The 16,790-nt window shown below is 51.8% G+C and carries 12 protein-coding genes; all 12 read left to right on the top strand.

Annotated elements, in window-relative coordinates:
• Window positions 1–2: 2 nt before the first annotated feature.
• The 12 genes from M6D81_RS03685 to M6D81_RS03630 all read left to right on the top strand — a co-directional run bounded on the left by M6D81_RS03685 (window position 3) and on the right by M6D81_RS03630 (window position 16,607).
• Entirely contained in the window at window positions 3–2,276 is a 2,274-nt protein-coding gene (locus M6D81_RS03685) for a helix-turn-helix domain-containing protein (protein WP_262675462.1), read from the top strand.
• Window positions 2,277–2,430: 154 nt separating this feature from the next.
• Entirely contained in the window at window positions 2,431–2,778 is a 348-nt protein-coding gene (locus M6D81_RS03680) for a hypothetical protein (protein WP_262675461.1), read from the top strand.
• Between the two features lie 293 nt (window positions 2,779–3,071).
• Window positions 3,072–3,719 (top strand): hypothetical protein, encoded by a 648-nt coding sequence (locus tag M6D81_RS03675; RefSeq protein ID WP_262675460.1) that lies wholly within the window; start codon window positions 3,072–3,074, stop codon window positions 3,717–3,719.
• A gap of 375 nt (window positions 3,720–4,094) precedes the next feature.
• On the top strand, window positions 4,095–4,946 hold the full coding sequence (locus tag M6D81_RS03670; RefSeq protein ID WP_262675459.1) for an SMR family transporter: 852 nt from the start codon (window positions 4,095–4,097) through the stop codon (window positions 4,944–4,946).
• Between the two features lie 88 nt (window positions 4,947–5,034).
• On the top strand, window positions 5,035–5,820 hold the full coding sequence (locus M6D81_RS03665; RefSeq protein ID WP_262675458.1) for a DeoR/GlpR family DNA-binding transcription regulator: 786 nt from the start codon (window positions 5,035–5,037) through the stop codon (window positions 5,818–5,820).
• A gap of 868 nt (window positions 5,821–6,688) precedes the next feature.
• On the top strand, window positions 6,689–8,941 hold the full coding sequence (locus M6D81_RS03660) for a glycosyl hydrolase family 95 catalytic domain-containing protein (protein ID WP_262675457.1): 2,253 nt from the start codon (window positions 6,689–6,691) through the stop codon (window positions 8,939–8,941).
• 970 nt (window positions 8,942–9,911) lie between these two features.
• A complete protein-coding gene (locus tag M6D81_RS03655) occupies window positions 9,912–11,675 on the top strand; it encodes an FAD-dependent oxidoreductase (protein WP_262675456.1) in 1,764 nt (587 codons plus the stop codon).
• Complete coding sequence (locus M6D81_RS03650; RefSeq protein ID WP_262675455.1) at window positions 11,662–12,387, top strand: MgtC/SapB family protein; 726 nt, start codon at window positions 11,662–11,664, stop codon at window positions 12,385–12,387. The genes M6D81_RS03655 and M6D81_RS03650 overlap by 14 nt, the downstream gene beginning before the upstream one ends.
• Before the next feature lie 185 nt (window positions 12,388–12,572).
• Window positions 12,573–13,871: an ABC transporter substrate-binding protein gene (locus tag M6D81_RS03645; protein ID WP_262675454.1), complete on the top strand. Its 1,299-nt coding sequence runs from the start codon at window positions 12,573–12,575 to the stop codon at window positions 13,869–13,871.
• A 148-nt stretch (window positions 13,872–14,019) separates the two neighbouring features.
• On the top strand, window positions 14,020–14,928 hold the full coding sequence (locus M6D81_RS03640; protein ID WP_262675573.1) for a carbohydrate ABC transporter permease: 909 nt from the start codon (window positions 14,020–14,022) through the stop codon (window positions 14,926–14,928).
• Window positions 14,929–14,948: 20 nt separating this feature from the next.
• Window positions 14,949–15,761 (top strand): carbohydrate ABC transporter permease, encoded by an 813-nt coding sequence (locus M6D81_RS03635; protein ID WP_262675453.1) that lies wholly within the window; start codon window positions 14,949–14,951, stop codon window positions 15,759–15,761.
• A 48-nt stretch (window positions 15,762–15,809) separates the two neighbouring features.
• A complete protein-coding gene (locus tag M6D81_RS03630; protein ID WP_262675452.1) occupies window positions 15,810–16,607 on the top strand; it encodes an HAD-IIA family hydrolase in 798 nt (265 codons plus the stop codon).
• Window positions 16,608–16,790: the final 183 nt, after the last annotated feature.

The following is a 16,790-nucleotide window of genomic DNA, read 5'->3' as shown; positions in this document are numbered from 1 at the left end:
CGATGAAAAACAATAACTACATGAAAAGAATGCTTCTCTCCTATCTTCCTATATTATTTGTTACAGTGAGTATCATTATTTTTATTTTTTCATCTATTATTAATGAATTGAATGTTCGCAATGCCATACATGCCAATCGATTGACGGCCGATTATATAGCCAATATTGTGGATAATACGCTGAAAAGAATCGCGTTGGACGTTCGAGACATCACGGAAAGCGGAGGGGGGCTGGAGACATATCTTGACTCCCCTTCGGATCAGGCGCAGGATTTCGAGATATCCAATCTATTAAGCGGTCTGATGATTCGCTATAGCATGATTGACTCCATTTATCTATATCGAGCGCTAGATGGGAGAGTGCTTGATCAGAGCACGATACGCCCATTAGAGCAATTTCCTGACCGTCACTTTCTCAGTGAAGCGCTGCAGAAGCCATATTCAGGCGTATGGACTTCCCCGCGACAGCAAGAAAATGAGTTGCTCGGCTCGAAAGCCGCGTCGCAGGTCATATCCCTGGGCGTAAAAGTTCCGAAGGATTCCGGAAGCCTGGGCTACTTGGTTGTTAATGTCAAGCTTTCATCCTTCCAACGATTCATCGGACAAATGATGGACAGAACAATGGCCGACTTCAATCTTTACGATACGGAAGGACGTCCATTTTTCGAAGAAAAAGGTTCATCAATAGCCAGTAAGCGGTTAAGTGCCGATATTGTGTCAGACTATACGGGGTGGACGTACCGAATGAGCATGAAAGGCGGAAAATTATTCGATTTCCTCTTTCATGGCGGCTTGGTGTGGATAATGTTAGCCCTTGGAGCCATCGTGTTAGCGATTGGTTTAACCTTCTATGTGATACGTAAAAGCTATAAGCCGATTCAGTCCATCATGCACCGGATCGAGCGATTTTCCTCTCAGACGACGAAAAACGCTTCAAAAGGTAAACTCAACGAGTTCGCTTTCATTGATCAAGCGATTGAACGGCTCATCACAAGAAATATGATGTTTCAGGAGCAACAGCAAGGACATTTGGTCATTCGAAGACAACAGTTTCTTCAAATGTTGCTGAGAGGAGAATTCGAAGACGATCTTGAGGCGTGGAAGCAGGAAAGGCAGCATTTCGGATGGATGGAGTCCCGTCATTTCATGGTAGCCCTTCTTGAGCTCGACAACTATGTGCAGTTTGGCATGAAATATAATCCGAACGATCAATCGCTATTCAAATTTATCGTTAGCAGTGTCGCGTCGGAGATTGCCGACCAGAATGAACTGGGTATTGTTGCGGAGTGGGTATCCAAAAACCAGATGGTTATTCTATTGCATGATACCGACAAGGAATCTATGGAGCATCGCATGCTGCAGCTTTCCGAGCAAATAAGGGTATGGGTAGAGGAACATCTTGCTTTCACGGTTACGATTGGAATCGGTACGGCAGCCGATGATGAAACATCCATTAGCCAATCCTTTGAGGAGGCGGCCGTGGCCATTAGCCGTAAAATGTCTCTCGGCATGAATCAAATTATCGATGCCGCCGAGACGAACGGGAAACGGGATGCCGAAGCCGAATGGTTCTCCTATTTGGAGACTATTCGAAATATCGTACGACAGCTGCGCATGATGGAACCCGGATGGTCAAATGAAATGAAAAAGCTGATTCATGAAATGGCATCGCATTATTTTCAAAGGGACGATGTCGATCGTTTGTTGCATAACTTTATGTTTCATTTGGAATACGAACTGGAGAGTTCAATGCCGGAGGCGGTTCGCCTTTGGCAGGAAGAGTTCAAGCCAAAATTGATCAATGCGGTTGAGCAATCGGATACGCTGAGTCAGCTTGAGGGCCGCCTGCTGGACATATTGAACCGGCTTTTCTTAGAGATGGAGGGGCTCTCGCAGAGTCGGCGTCATAATGCGTTGATGCATGAGATTCGCGATTATGTTGCGGAGTATTATATGAATCTGGATCTCTCGCTGACTCTTCTAAGCGACCGTTTTCAGATTAGTCCGAAGTATATTAGCCAGCTATTCAAAGAAAGTATGGGGCAGAATTTCAGCGATTTTCTAATCGGTCTGCGCCTGGATTACGCCAAAAAATTATTGCTTGAATCGGACGCAACGGTTCAGGAAATATCGGATAAACTGGGCTATTCCAATGTGACATCGTTCATCAGAGTGTTCAAAAAAGTCGTTCGATTGTCGCCTGGTCAATATCGGGGGATTCATTCGAAATTAGCGGACGGCGGTGGGACGAAGGATGCACAAAACCAGGGGCAATAGAGTGGATGAACCAACCTCCGGACTCTCTACATGCGAGGGCTTTTGTTTTGCGATCCGTGTTCGGCCATACAATTGACATTTCACTTTTCGGGGGGCAAAATGGTTGGGAACAGGGTTTCGCTTGCAGGATCAGGCTATAGGAGGTAGGTCTTTGATGTTTGATGTGAAGATGGATTTGATAGAGGACTGGATCAAGACGGTGAAGGAAGTGTTCCGCGGTTCGGGTTATCCGCTTCAGGATGGGTTGTCCGAAGAGGAACTGGCGCTGCTCTATTACGAGCAAACGCTTGAAGGGGAGCAGGCGCAGCAGGCGGCAGCGGCGACTTTGACGCGGTTGCGGGAGCTGGAGGCTGCGATACGCGATAACCTGTCGGCGGTCATTGTGCCGGACATTCGCCAGCGGACGGGTTATGAGGGCGACAGGTTCCACTTCTGCTGGGTATACAATCAGGGCGAGCATATTATCGAGATGGAGTCGGAATACCGCATTCCGCTGCAATAAGTCATACGGGGACATAGGGATACAGGAATACAGGGATACAGATACAGGGATTCAGGGATACAGGGATACAGGGATACAGGGATACAGGGATACAGGGACAGCCGGGCTAGAGGATATATTCCTCCAGTCTCGGCTTTTTGGTTTTGCGAGTCATTTCGAAAATTTCAGCTTTGCCAACAGATCAAATGAAATCATTGTTTCTTTGCATAAATGGTTGATGTTGGAAAAAATGGGGTGTAGAATGAACTTATAAGAAACATAATGAAACAACTAAGAAACGAAAAGGAGGGAACATGGAAATGAAAACGCGAATTTATTCAATGAAGGATACCAAAAATAAAAGAAAGTTTCTTTTAATAGCAGGGATAGTGATTATTAGTGTGATTGTTGCAAGTATAGTTATCAATGAGGTAAATAATAAACAGGTTTCAGCTGAGAAACTTGTAGATACACTTTACAATGGAGAAACGTTTGAATTTCGGGGCATAGATTGGTTTGTAAGTAAAGAAGAAATGTTAAATCATGAGAATATAAAGCAAAATGATGGTTTAGAAGTTCGGCCTAATGTGATCAAGCACCCACAAAAAATAACTTTTAAAGAAGTGGAACTAAATGTGGAGACAATTTTGTACAATTTCACCGACGAACCTAATATGCTTGTATCAGGTGAATATTGGGCAACATTTGAGGATAAAGATAAATATTTAGCGACCGTTGAAAAAGTGAAAAGTGCTCTGGATTCCGAATTCAAAAGTTTTACTAGGAGTGAAGATGACTTCAATCCACTGCAATATCCGAGTGATTCTATAATATGGCGGGCTGAGGATGAAAGTCGTTTAACCTTCAGTGTCTTCGGAGACAATGTTGATACCGAACGTATTGAACCTTATACAATTAATATTCACGTTAGTGCACCGCCACCTGCTAGAGATATTCCTTGATATAAAAATGAGCAATATTATTAAGTGAACAAATCGTTGAAACCTACAGGGACAGCCGGGCTAGGGGATATATTCCTTTAGACTCGGTTTTTTTATTTGCGGGCAGTTTGTTGATTGCCGGAGGGGGAGCGCGCGAGTCGTTGCTGCAAGGCGGAGTGTATAGGTTGGAACACGCAAAGTGTGCGAATACGAGGTTGCAAGTCATGGCGCATAGGCTGTAGCGCAGAAAGAGCCCCTACCCGGACACTTTTATTAAGACTTTGTAAAGAAATACGTTGACGTAAAGTCGATCCAGGTATAAACTCATAACAAAACAACTTTATTTATTATAAATCGTGTTGTTTTATGTGGTTTATATTTGATTTTTAGAGTGAGGTGTTTATCATCGCAATAGCTGTTATTTTGGTGCTTAGCTCCGGTGTTACGCATGCCGTGTGGAATTTGTATACGAAGTCCAGCAGCAACAAAAATGTGTTTTTGTGGCTCATCCATGTTTGCGGCATTGTTTTGTTTCTGCCATTCCTCATTCATGACATCTGGCAAGGTGTGCCGCTTCAAGGTTATCTGTTCATGGCCATGACCTTCCTCTTTCAGATGAGTTATGCGTTCTTTTTGCCGAAGGCGTACGAGCGTGCGGATATGTCGCAGGCGTATCCCATCATGAGGGGGATTGCAGCGCTGCTCGTCCCTATTCTGGGAGTATGGCTGTTCGGCGAGCGACTGACGCTTATTGGCTGGCTGGGCGTATCGGCGATCGTTATTGGCTTATTCGCTATCGGGGGGCTTTGGCGGCTGCCGTGGCGCAGTTTTTTCACGTCATACTGGCCTATTCTTGGCGTCGGCGCATCCATTACATGCTACACACTTACGGATAAAATGCTGCTTCAGCATATATCGCCACTGTCCCTCATCGCGTTGTCCAATGTCGGTTTCTCTCTTATGCTGCTTCGCAGCGCTCTGACCTCCCGTGAGATCGGAGCTGCATGGAAGCGCCAATGGGGAAAAATTCTGATCGGCACCTTCCTGGCTCCCGGCTCCTATATTCTGTTCCTGTTCGCCATGACGCTCGGAACCGTCTCGCAGCTTGCGCCAATCCGGGAAATTAGCACGGTGGTCGGAACGCTCTTCGGCATCTGGCTGCTGAAGGAAGCGGACGGGATTAGACGTGTATCCTTCGCGGGACTTATTACCGCGGGCATTATCGCAATTGGGATATGGGGCACGTAACAGTGATGCAGCCTGCGAAAAGCAGTAGCTTGTCCCAATTGTTAACGTTATAATGAAGTAATCATTATGACGTAAAGGGGCCGGACTATTGTCTTTAGCAGGTGAAGAACGGAAAGCGTATATTCTGGAGCAATTGAATGCAGAAGGCCAAGTGAAGACGCTGGAGCTGGTAAAGCATCTGAGTGTCTCCTCGGAGACCATTCGCAGATATTTGGAAGAGCTGGAGGCAGACAACCGGCTGAAGCGGGTATACGGAGGGGCCATCAAGATCAATCTCGACAACGAAGAGCCGACGTATATGAAGCGGGAAGTGCTTTATATGGAAGAGAAGCGCCGCATTGGGAAAGCAGCTGCGGAGCTTGTAGAGGATTACGATGTCATCTTCATCGATGACGGCACGACACCGATGCAGATGATCCATTATTTAATGAACAAGAAGAATCTTACTGTGCTTACGATTTCCATTGCCGCGTTGCATCTTCTAATGGAATACAAGAACAAGGAGCTGTTCTCCGGAGACATCTACTTCATCGGCGGCAAAGTGAATGCCGCGCAGTCCCGCGTATCGGGCCTGGTAGCCGAGCGGATGCTGGCGCTGTTCAACGCTGACAAGGCGTTCGTATCGGTAGACGGCATCGTCTTGAACGGCTGCATCAATTCCTTCGATGCGGAGCGGGGACAATTGGTGAGCCGAATGATCGAGCAGTCCAAGCAGACGATCGTGATGACGGACAGCAGCAAGATCGGACAGTCCCATCTCTACCGCACGGCCGAATGGCGGCAGATCAATATGGTCATATGCGAAGTGCCGATGCCGCGCGGCTGGCAGCAGACGCTGGAGGAGCATGAGGTCGGATGGATTGTGGCGGAATAAGGAGAACAAATAGCGCTCATATGAGAGCGAGGTTGTCTCTGTCGATTGACGGAAATGCGGAGAGCTCCGGAGAGCCTGAGGGGTGGCGTGGCAGGTTTGTACGAATTATCGTACAAAGTGAGCGAATGATGCCCGGAAAGGGTTGGATTTGTACGATTTATCGTACAAAGCGAGCGTGTGAGGCCTGAAGAGGAGTGGATTTGTACGAATTATCGTACAAAGCGAGCGTGTGAGGCCCGGAAAGGGTTGGATTTGTACGATTTATCGTACAAAGCGAGCGTGTGAGGCCTGAAGAGGAGTGGATTTGTACGATTTATCGTACAAAGCGAGCGAATGATGCCCGAAGAGGGTTGGATTTGTACGATTTATCGTACAAAGTGAGCGTGTAAGGCCTGAAGAGGGTTGGATTTGTACGAATTATCGTACAAAGCGAGCGTGTAAGGCCTGAAGAGGAGTGGATTTGTACGAATTATCGTACAAAGCGAGCGTGTGAGGCCTGAAGAGGAGTGGATTTGTACGAATTATCGTACAAAGCGAGCGTGTGAGGCCTGAAGAGGAGTGGATTTGTACGAATTATCGTACAAAGCGAGCGTGTGAGGCCCGGAAAGGGTTGGATTTGTACGAATTATCGTACAAAGTGAGCGTGTGAGGCATTCTTGACGCGGCTATGTGACCATAATGGTCGATCCCCCCACTTTTCGGGCTCATTTCTCGGTGGCTATGCGACCAAAATGAGCGATAGAAGGTAACTTTGGTGCTTATGAGGCACTCTTGGAGCGGGTATGTGACCAGTGGTGTGACCAACCGAGTTGTAACCGAACATCTGAACATGAATTGGGAAGCGCTATCACAAGGAGGCGGATTGAAGTTGGAGAAGCATGATTTACTGTTCAAAGAGCCTATAGCGAGATGGGATGAGGCGCTGCCGCTCGGCAACGGGCTGACGGGCTGCCTGCTGTGGGGAGACGGGGCTCCGCTGCGGTTCAGTCTCGACCGAGGCGATCTGTGGGATCTGAGGCTGGCGCCGGAGGTGCTGGACGAAAGATTCACTTACGCGGAGCTGATCGACTGTGTGCGCCGTGGTGATCAGGAAGAGCTGCAGGCCCGCTTCGACAGCAGCTATGAGCGCTACCCGTATCCGACGAAGCTGCCGGCGGGACGTCTTGAGTTGCGCATGGAGCAGCCTGCCGACCAAGTTGTCAGCCGACTGGCGCTGCGCGAGGCTTGCGCGCATGTGGATCTCTCCTTCGGCAGCCGCACTATGCAAGTGTCGAGCTTCCTTCATGCGGAGAACGGTCTCGGTTATATGCGCATTGCGGGTGAAGCGGGAATGTCCGGCAAGCTGGCGGTCGTACCGCCGGACTATACCGGCATTCACGAAGAGGGCGGGGATCATGATGTTTTTAATACTAGTCTTACACGGCTTGGATTCCCAGCTGCCACCTTGCATGAAGAGGGGGGCTTGTGCTGGTTCCACCAGAAGACCTTGCTAGAACTGGAGTACGCCATCATCGTCGGCGAGCGGGAGTCGGCTGAAGGAGAACGGCTTGTCGTCTATGCCATCGCGGCGAACCATGACGGTGAAGCGTGGCTGGAGGAGGCGAAGCGGAAGGTGAAGGCGGCGCTGGCCGAAGGATATGATGGCGCCCTTCGCGATCACGCTGCCTGGTGGAAGCTGTATTGGGACAAGAGCTCCATCAGCTTGCCGGACGAGGAAGCGGAGGGCATGTGGCTTCTGACCAACTACTTGCTCGCTTCCTGCTCGCGCAAAGGAGCTCCGCCGATGCCGCTGCAAGGCGTATGGACAGCGGATGAAGGCAAGCTTCCGCCGTGGAAGGGCGATTACCATAACGATCTCAATACGCAGCTTAGCTACTGGCACTATATGAAGGCGAACCGGCTGGAGGAAGGGGAAAGCTTCATCGATTTTCTGTGGGAGCTGCGCCCCGCCGCGAGGGCATTCGCTCAAAGCTTCTACGACGCGCCCGGCATCAACTTGCCGTCGGTTATGACGCTGAAAGGCGGAGCAATGTGCGGCTGGCCGATGTACAGCTTGAGCATTACGAACCATATTTGGCTATGCCAGGCATTCGATCATTATTGGCTATATACAGGGGATCGGACGTTTCTGCGAGAGAAGGCGTATATTTATTTCAAAGAATCGGCAGAGTGCGTATTGCGTTGGCTCACTCCCGGAGAAGACGGCAAGCTAAGGCTGCCGGTATCCAGCTCCCCGGAGTTTCACGACAACCGTCTGGCAGCTTGGCTTGACCCCATGAGCAATTATGATGTGGCTTTGCTTATGTACTTGTTCCGGCGGTTGGCAGATATGGCCGAGCGGCTGGAGCTTCATGAGGAGTGCAACCGTTGGTCGGCGGTGCTGACTCAGCTGCCTGAGCTTGCGGTGAACGAGCGCGATGTGCTGATGGTCAATCCGGAGGAGTCGCTTACGGAGAGCCACCGGCATTTCTCACATATGATGGCTGTCTATCCGCTGCAATTGTTGGACCCGCGGAACTCGGAGCGTGACAAGAAGGTTGTCGGAGCGTCGATTTATAACTTGGAGGTGCTGGGCAAAGGACAATGGGTCGGCTTCTCGTTCGCATGGGCAGCCGCGATGTATGCCCAGCAGGGAAATGGGGAGGCTGCGATCTATCATCTTCAGCAGATGTGGCGCTACTTGTGCTCGCCGAACGGCTTCCACCTGAACGGGGATTTCCGCAATGCGGGTGTAACGATGTTCCATTATCGGCCGTTCACGCTGGAGTCCAATTTTGCCGCTATTAGTGCGCTTCAGGATATGCTGCTGCACGCGGATGGAGGGACGCTTCGCGTATTCCCGGCCATTCCGGCGGAATGGGCGGAGCGGGAGGTCGCGTTCCGGGATTTCCGAGGGGAGATGGGCATTGTCATATCCGCGCGCATGTGTGCGGGGCAACTGGAGTATGTGGAGCTGCGGGCTGAACGTGCAGGCGCGTTCCGGCTGCAAAATGATTTCTCCGGGGAAAGGCTTCATCTGCATAGGGACGGCAAAACGGAGGTCGTCGTATGCGGACGGAACGAGATTGCGGACATTCCACTTGAGGCGGGAGAAAGCTGCACAGTTACCTTAATGAAGTAGACAGCTTGATGCGAGTGGATTATTCGACTAGTGTTCGCCACCCCATACATAGTAGCGCCGAAAAGGTGCGAATGAGCGGAGATAGTGTATGCCCCATACATAGGAGCTCCGGAAAGATGCAAATGATCAGGGTTAATGTATGCCCCATACATAGGAACGCCGAAATGGTGCGAATGAGCGGAGATAGTGTATGCCCCATACATAGGAGCTCCGGAAAGATGCAAATGATCAGGGTTAGTGTATGACCCATACATAGTAGCTCCGGAAAGATGCAAATGATCAGGGTTAATGTATGCCCCATACATAGTAGCGCCGAAATGGTGCGAATGAGCGGAGATAGTGTATGCCCCATACATAGGAGCGCCGAAAAGGTGCGAATGAGCGGAGATAGTGTATGCCCCATACATAGGAACGCCGAAATGGTGCTAATGAGCAGGGTTAGTGTATGCCCCATACATAGGAGCGCCGAAAAGGTGCGAATGAGCGGAGATAGTGTATGCCCCATACATAGGAACGCCGAAAAGGTGCGAATGAGCGGAGATAGTGTATGCCCCATACATAGGAACGCCGAAATGGTGCTAATGAGCAGGGTTAGTGTATGCCCCATACATAGGAGCGCCGAAAGGTGCGAATGAGCAGGGTTAGTGTATGCCCCATACATAGGAGCGCCGAAAAGGTGCGAATGAGCAGGGTTAGTGACAGGATGACAGGATTGCAGAAGAGCGGGATGGACGCTGGATATAGGCAGTAAAATCCAATTGATAGCGATCTGTCACTAATCGGCGGCCAATTCAATGGAAAGTTAGATGGACAAAAGCGTCATATTCCACCTATAATAAGCATAATCGTAATCGAGCACCTAAGGTCGGAGAATCTGAGAACCCTTATGCTGAGAGTGCGCTGTTTCAGTGCGCTCTTCAGGCAGAAGGGTTCTTTTTCATGTCATTGTCGAGGTGCCGGTGAATCCGATGTGATTAGAAGAGATGAGGTGGACATGATGCTATCGGCGAAAAAACGCAGCTTCTATCTGGGGCGAATGGCCAGAGAGAAGCTGGATCTGTTGGTAATTGGCGGGGGGACGACAGCGGCGGCCATTGTGCGGGACGCCAGCTTCAGAGGCATGAGGGCAGGCTTGCTTGATTGCGGCAGCTTCGTCCCCGATGCCTGTAAATATGAGATCGGCTCAACGCTGCAGGACTATCTGGCTTGGGGGCAGGAAGGGAAGCCGGGAATTATCCGCAAGGCGAAAGTAAGCCGGGAAGCGGCGATGGAAAGGGAAGAGCTGCTACGCCGCTTCCCCCACCTGATCGAGCGACTAACCGCCACGCAACTGCTTGGAGGAAGCGCTGCCCTTAAGGCAAGCGGCTGCCGATGGTTCCTCTATCGCCGCCTTGCCGACAGTAGGCGGAAACAGAAGCAGGTAAGCCGAAGTGAGCGGGGAGCAATGCCGCCGTTGCAAGGGCTGAGGATCGCAGCGGGCGGAAGTCGATCTTGCCATACCGAGCCGGCTTACAGGAGGAATGAAGCCAGACTTGCGATGGAGCTGCTCAAGAGCGCTTGCAGTCAGGGAGCGCTCCTATGCAATTATGTCGATGTGCAATCTATTATTTATCGAAGAGGAAGAATAGACGGCGTAAGAGTAGCCGATCGTATTAGTGGAGAGCAATATCATATTCATGCCCATCAACTGATTGTCGCGGGGGTGTCGCCTATGGGCGAACATCTGGCGGACATGGATGGGAAGCCGTACAAGCGTAGCCCGTTCATGAAGAGCTTGCATCTGGTCCTCGATCGGAAGAAGCTTCCGATCGGCGGACCGCTTGCGTTCACAACCGACTGCGGCATGCAGGTGGAAGCGATGCCGCTAACCGGCGTCGTATATGTCCGCGCTGTGGACAGCAAGGCTGCGATAGCTCCGGAAGAGGACAAGGCACCGACCGATGAAGACATTCGGAAGCTGCTGCTCTTATTGCAGCATGCATTCCCCGATTGTCAGCTGAGTGCGCAGCATGTTGTATCCGCTTGGAGCGCGCCGCTTGCCTTCTCCTATGGCGAAGAAGGCAGTCGTACGGCCAGACGCTACAGGGGGCAAGGCATCCGCTTGTGCGATAGCGGCTTGCTTGCCGTTGCGGATGAGGCTCCTGCAGGAGTGCTCAGGCGTGCAGAGGCAGTCGTCGATTTTGTCTCCGCTCAACTGCAGGACTGCTATGGAACGATCTATCCCGCCAGCCGTGCGGACTATGAGCCGCTTGGCGGCGGGCAAGGGCAAGCAGGCGCCATGCCTTTTCCCCGTATGAAGCAGCGGCTGGTGAAGCTTGGCATGACGTTCGACCTTGTGCCTGATGCAGTACTGGAGCTGATCGCGCGTTACGGCTCCGATACAGCCATTATGCTGCAAGGCATGGCAGACGTAACGGAATATGACACGACCGATGAGAAGCTGATGTATAGTGAATTGAAATATAATGTCGAGCACGAGATGACGGTTACGCTAGCCGATTTCCTGCTGTACCGAACGGGGTGGCTGTTCTTTCACCCGCATAGAGCCGAAGCGGCGCTGAGTGATGTGACGGCGATGATGGGCAAGCTATTGCAATGGGGGCGGGACGATGAGGAATGGCAGCTTGCGCTGCTGCGGCAGCAACTGAAGCGTATGGGCTCGCAGGTGCAGACGATGATGAAGCATGCGATGCAGGAATTGGAGAAGGAGGAAGTTGGCAATGCCCATGTATGAGATTAGTCTGGATATAGAGACGATGCTGTTGAGGCTGCTGCTGGCGGCGCTGCTTGGCGGCGTGATCGGTTGGGAGAGGGAGCGGCGCAACAAGCAGGCCGGCCTGAAGACGCATCTGCTCGTATCGGTAGGGTCTGCGTTAATTATGCTGACGTCGATCTATGGCTTCGACAGCGCACTGGTCAATCATCCCAACGCCCGGTTCGACCCTGCCCGGCTGGCGGCGCAAGTTGTCAGCGGCATCGGGTTCCTGGGGGCTGGAGCGATACTTAGACGCTCCAATCATGTCATCTCCGGTCTGACGACCGCCGCGACATTATGGGTCGCTGCCGCGATCGGGCTGGCCGTCGGCTCCGGCTTCTATATCCCCGCCGTTGCCGTGACGGCGCTCGTGCTGATCAGCACGCTTGTGCTGAATAAGCTGGAATCGAAGTTTCTGTTCATCAAGAAATCGGGCAGCTTGAAGATCGTCATTGAAACCTATGACGGTCCTGTAGAGGTAAGCCGTATTACCGAGCTGCTTCACAAAGCGAACATGTCCGTGCAAGGGCTGAATGTATCGGACAGCAGCGGAGACGAAGACGCGGGCACGCTTACGATGGAATTTCGGGTATACGCTTCGAACGCGAAAGGCATCGACAGCTTGTTCGAACGGTTATGGAAGGTGGAAGGCGTGAAGCAGGTGCGCATGAACTGGAGAGATCGGGAGTGAATTTGCTGACAATTTTACCCTTGTCAAATGAAATTCGAGCATGTAATATTAGGTTGTAAATAAGGAAAAGCTGGGCAGAGAATATGAGAAGCCCTTTGCATGCGGGAACGCTTTTATGTGAAAGCGTTTTACTGTGCAGAGGTCTTCTCTTGTTTTTTTCTCAGCACTTTTAAGGGGGACATGAGATGAGAAAACTGGCGTTTTTGGTGCTTGTATTCGCAGTGATCATTTCGGCATGCGGCAAGGGAGGCGGAAGCGAATCCAAGTCTGATGGAGGTGACAAGAGCAGCGGCAAGCCGGTTGAACTCGAATTCTTCTTCCCGGTAGCGGTCGGGGGACCGATCACGAAGCTGATCGACCAGTTGGCCAAGGATTTCGAAGCGGAGAACGAAGGCATTACGGTAAAGCCGATCTACGGCGGCAGCTATCAGGATACGATGACGAAGGTCGCCACGACCGTGCAGGGCGGCAATGCGCCCGATCTGGCCGTGCTGTTGTCTACCGATTTGTATACGCTGCTGTCGATGAATGCAATCGAGGATTTGACACCTCGCTTTGCTGGCGATTACTTCAACGATTTCTATGACGCCTTCCTCGGCAATACGAAGTCCGGCGATCAGGTATGGAGCGTACCGTTCCAAAGAAGCACGATCGTCCTCTACTACAACAAGGATATGTTCCGTGAAGCGGGACTCGATCCCGAGAAGGCGCCGGCCACATGGGACGAGCTGCGGGACTATGCGGCCAAGCTGACGAAGCCGGACGGCTCGCAATGGGGAATCGAAATTCCGAGCACAGGATATCAATACTGGATGTTGCAAGCGCTTGCGCTGCAATCCGGCGGCAATATTAAGGCGGGAGACGGCAAGGAAGTGTTCTTCAATCAGCCGCATGTGGAGGAAGCGCTGCAGTTCTATGTGGATCTGGGCAGGAAGGACAAGGTTATGCCGGAGGGAACGATCGAGTGGGCAACGGTACCTTCCGACTTCATTAGCGGCAAGACGGCGATGATGTTCCATACGACGGGCAACCTGACACGGGTGAAGAATGAAGCGGGCTTCGACTTCGGCGTCGCGTTCCTGCCGGCCAACAAGCAGTTCGGCTCCCCGACGGGCGGCGGCAATCTATACGTGTTCAAGGATATTCCGGAGGAGAACAAGAAGGCGGCGATCAAGTTCATCGAATTCCTGACGCAGCCGGAACGCGTAGCGCAATGGTCGATTGATACCGGCTACGTCGGAACGACCAAGTCGTCCTACGAGACGGAAGCGCTGAAGAAGTACGTCGCGGACTTCCCGTACGCCGCAGTAGCCAGAGACCAGCTGGAGCACGCGGACAGCGAGCTGTCCACTTATCAGAACGGTCAGGTGACCAAGGCGTTCAACGACAGCATCCAGGCGGCGCTGCTGGGTACGTCGAGTGTGAAGGAGGCGCTGAAGAAGGCGCAAGATCAAGCCGACGGCATACTGAAGCCGTTCCAATAATCATACTTTCAACCTGAAACAAGGCTAGAGACGATGAAAGCCGCGGTTGCACGACTGAACTTTCATACGATTGAAAGCGGAGTTGTGCACGCGGCTTTTCGTTATACATAAGTTCCGGAGTTATTTCACATCATGGCGGAAATGGGTGATGATTGTGTCGCAGCAAGCGGTGAAGAGAGGAATAAGAGGCAGAATCAACTGGAAGGAAAATGCATTCGCCTATGCGCTGTTGCTGCCTTCCTTGATCTTTCTGGCATTATTCACATTTTATCCGACGTTCAAGTCCATCTACTTAAGCTTCTACAGCTCTACATTCGGCGCCAAGTCGTTCGTCGGCTTCGATCAGTACGCGCGCGTCCTCCAGGATGAGGTATTCGCCAAGGTGATCAAGAACAACCTGCTGCTCGTCATCGGAACGGTGCCGACAAGCATTCTGCTGGCGATCTATGTGGCGATATGGGTCAACAACAAGATGAAGGGGAATGGCCTGCTCAGAGCGGCATACTTCTATCCGACGCTGATCCCTATGATCGCAATTGCGAATATATGGCTGTTCATCTATACGCCCGACTACGGCCTGCTCGATAAGTTCCTGTCCTATGTGGGAGTGAACGGGGAGAACTGGCTGGGTGATCCCGCATGGGTCATGTATGCGATGATCCTCATGCTGATCTGGAAGGAAGCGGGCTTCTTCATGATCTTCTATCTGGCGGGTCTGCAGAATCTGCCCGGTGACGTATATGAGGCCGCATATCTTGAAGGGGCAAAGCCGCTGCATGTATTCCGCAAAATTACGTTCCCGCTGCTCATGCCGACTACGCTGTTCTGCATGATTGTCGCCACGACGAACTCCTTCAAGCTGGTGGACCATCTCTACATTATGACCAAGGGCGGTCCCGACAATGCCAGCAATCTGCTGCTATTCTATCTGTACGAGACGGCATTCAGCTTCTGGGACATGGGGGCGGCTGCGGTGCTGACCGTCGTGCTGCTGGTCATCCTGCTGGCGATATCCATCTTCAATTATGCTTATCTGGATAAGCGGATTCATTATTAAGAGAGGGGAGCAACAAGAATATGTATCGCATTGTCAATCGCATCATCATTATTCTGCTGGGCATTCTCTTTCTTCTGCCGCTTCTGTGGACGGTAGCGACCTCCTTCACGCCGGCATCGGAAGTGATCACCCGGCAGAATCCGTTCGCCGTCGGCAGCCCGACATTCGGCAATTATGCTTCCGCCTGGGACACGATTCCGTTCCTGCAATATTACGCCAATACGATCATTATCGTGCTGGGTATTCTGGCCGTTCAGCTATTGACGGTGACGCTGGCTGCCTATGCATTCGCCCGGCTGAACTTTATCGGGCAGAGCTTTATCTTCATCGTGTTCCTGGTGCAGATTATGATTCCGCCGGACATACTCATCTTCCCGAACTACGCCATTATGAAGGAGCTCGGGCTAATCGATTCCAAGCTGGCTATTATGCTGCCGTACTGGGCCTCCTCCTTCGGCGTATTCCTGCTGCGTCAGACGTTCAAGCAGATTCCCGTCGATCTGGACGACGCGACGAAGGTGGACGGGTGCAAGTGGTGGCAGACGCTGTGGTACGTCTACTTGCCGTCCGCCAAGCCGACGTATGTCGCATTCGGATTAATATCCGTCAGCACGCACTGGAGTAACTTCATGTGGCCGCTGATCGTCACCAATTCGGTGGAATCGCGTCCGCTTACGGTGGGCATTGCGATATTCGCGCAGTCGTTCGAGACGGGGGCGCAGTGGGGGACGGTGACCGCTGCGACGATGCTTGTCATATTGCCGCTGCTGGCCGCTTTCTTCCTGTTCCAGAGGCAGTTTGTCGACAGCTTCATGCATTCCGGCATTAAATAATAGGTTTTCATTTGAGGACAACCAGTATAGGGTTAAAGGGGAAGACATATGCAACAATACTCCGGATATATTTTCGACTTGGATGGTACGATCTATCTTGGCAACGAAGCGATCGACGGAGCGGTGGACACGATCAATTATTTGCTCGGGCTGGGCAAGAAGGTATTATTCCTGACGAACAAAACGATCGAATCGCGCCAGCACTATTGCCGCAAGCTGACATCGCTCGGCATACCCGTTCAGCTGAACGCCATATTAAGCCCCTCCGTCGTAACCGTACATTATCTGAAGCGGAATCATCCGCAGGCGAAGGTGTACGTCATCGGCGAAGACATTCTCAAGCGGGAGTTGAGCGAGCAGGGTATCCTGTTCGCCGACAAGCCGGAGGAGACGGATGTTATCGTCATCTCCTGGGATCGGGAATTCCACTACAGCCATCTGAACTTCGCCTATAAGGCCATCAAGCGGGGGGCGGCGGTCATTGCGACGCATCCCGACCGCACTTGCCCGATGCCGGGCGGAGATGTGCCCGACTGCGGCGGCATGATCGGCGCTGTGGAAGGAACGACGGGAATGAAGGTGGACATCATTATGGGCAAGCCGTCCTTGCTTACCGTGGAGGCGGCGCTGGATGTTCTTCAACTGGAAGCGAAGGATTGCCTCATGACGGGAGATCGGCTGGAGACGGATATCCGCATGGGCAACGAAGCGGGGATGAGCACGGCGTTAGTGCTGACCGGCGTCACCCGAAGGGAGGACATTGGGACAAGCGAGATTAAGCCTACTTATGTGCTCCAATCGGTTCATCATATAGGCAGCGGTCGCATGATCGGGTCGGCAGAGTAGCGGTTGCCTCGTTGATTGCCTCGTTCTGCTTGCTGGATTCAGCACGTTGCATCGATAGGTTAATAGGAATGGCGGCTGCGGGCTGATGAAGTGATACGGTATGTGTCGAAGCCATGGTGCTGCGAGGTCATGTTGCGTCGAGGTGATGGTGCATCGAAATGGTGCGTCAATGCCATGGAGCGC

Origin of the sequence: Paenibacillus sp. J5C2022, from assembly GCF_025567625.1 — a bacterium.
Taxonomy (GTDB): domain Bacteria; phylum Bacillota; class Bacilli; order Paenibacillales; family Paenibacillaceae; genus Pristimantibacillus.
The sequence above is the reverse complement of the archived record's forward strand: the minus strand, read 5'-3'. Positions and strand labels throughout refer to the sequence as shown.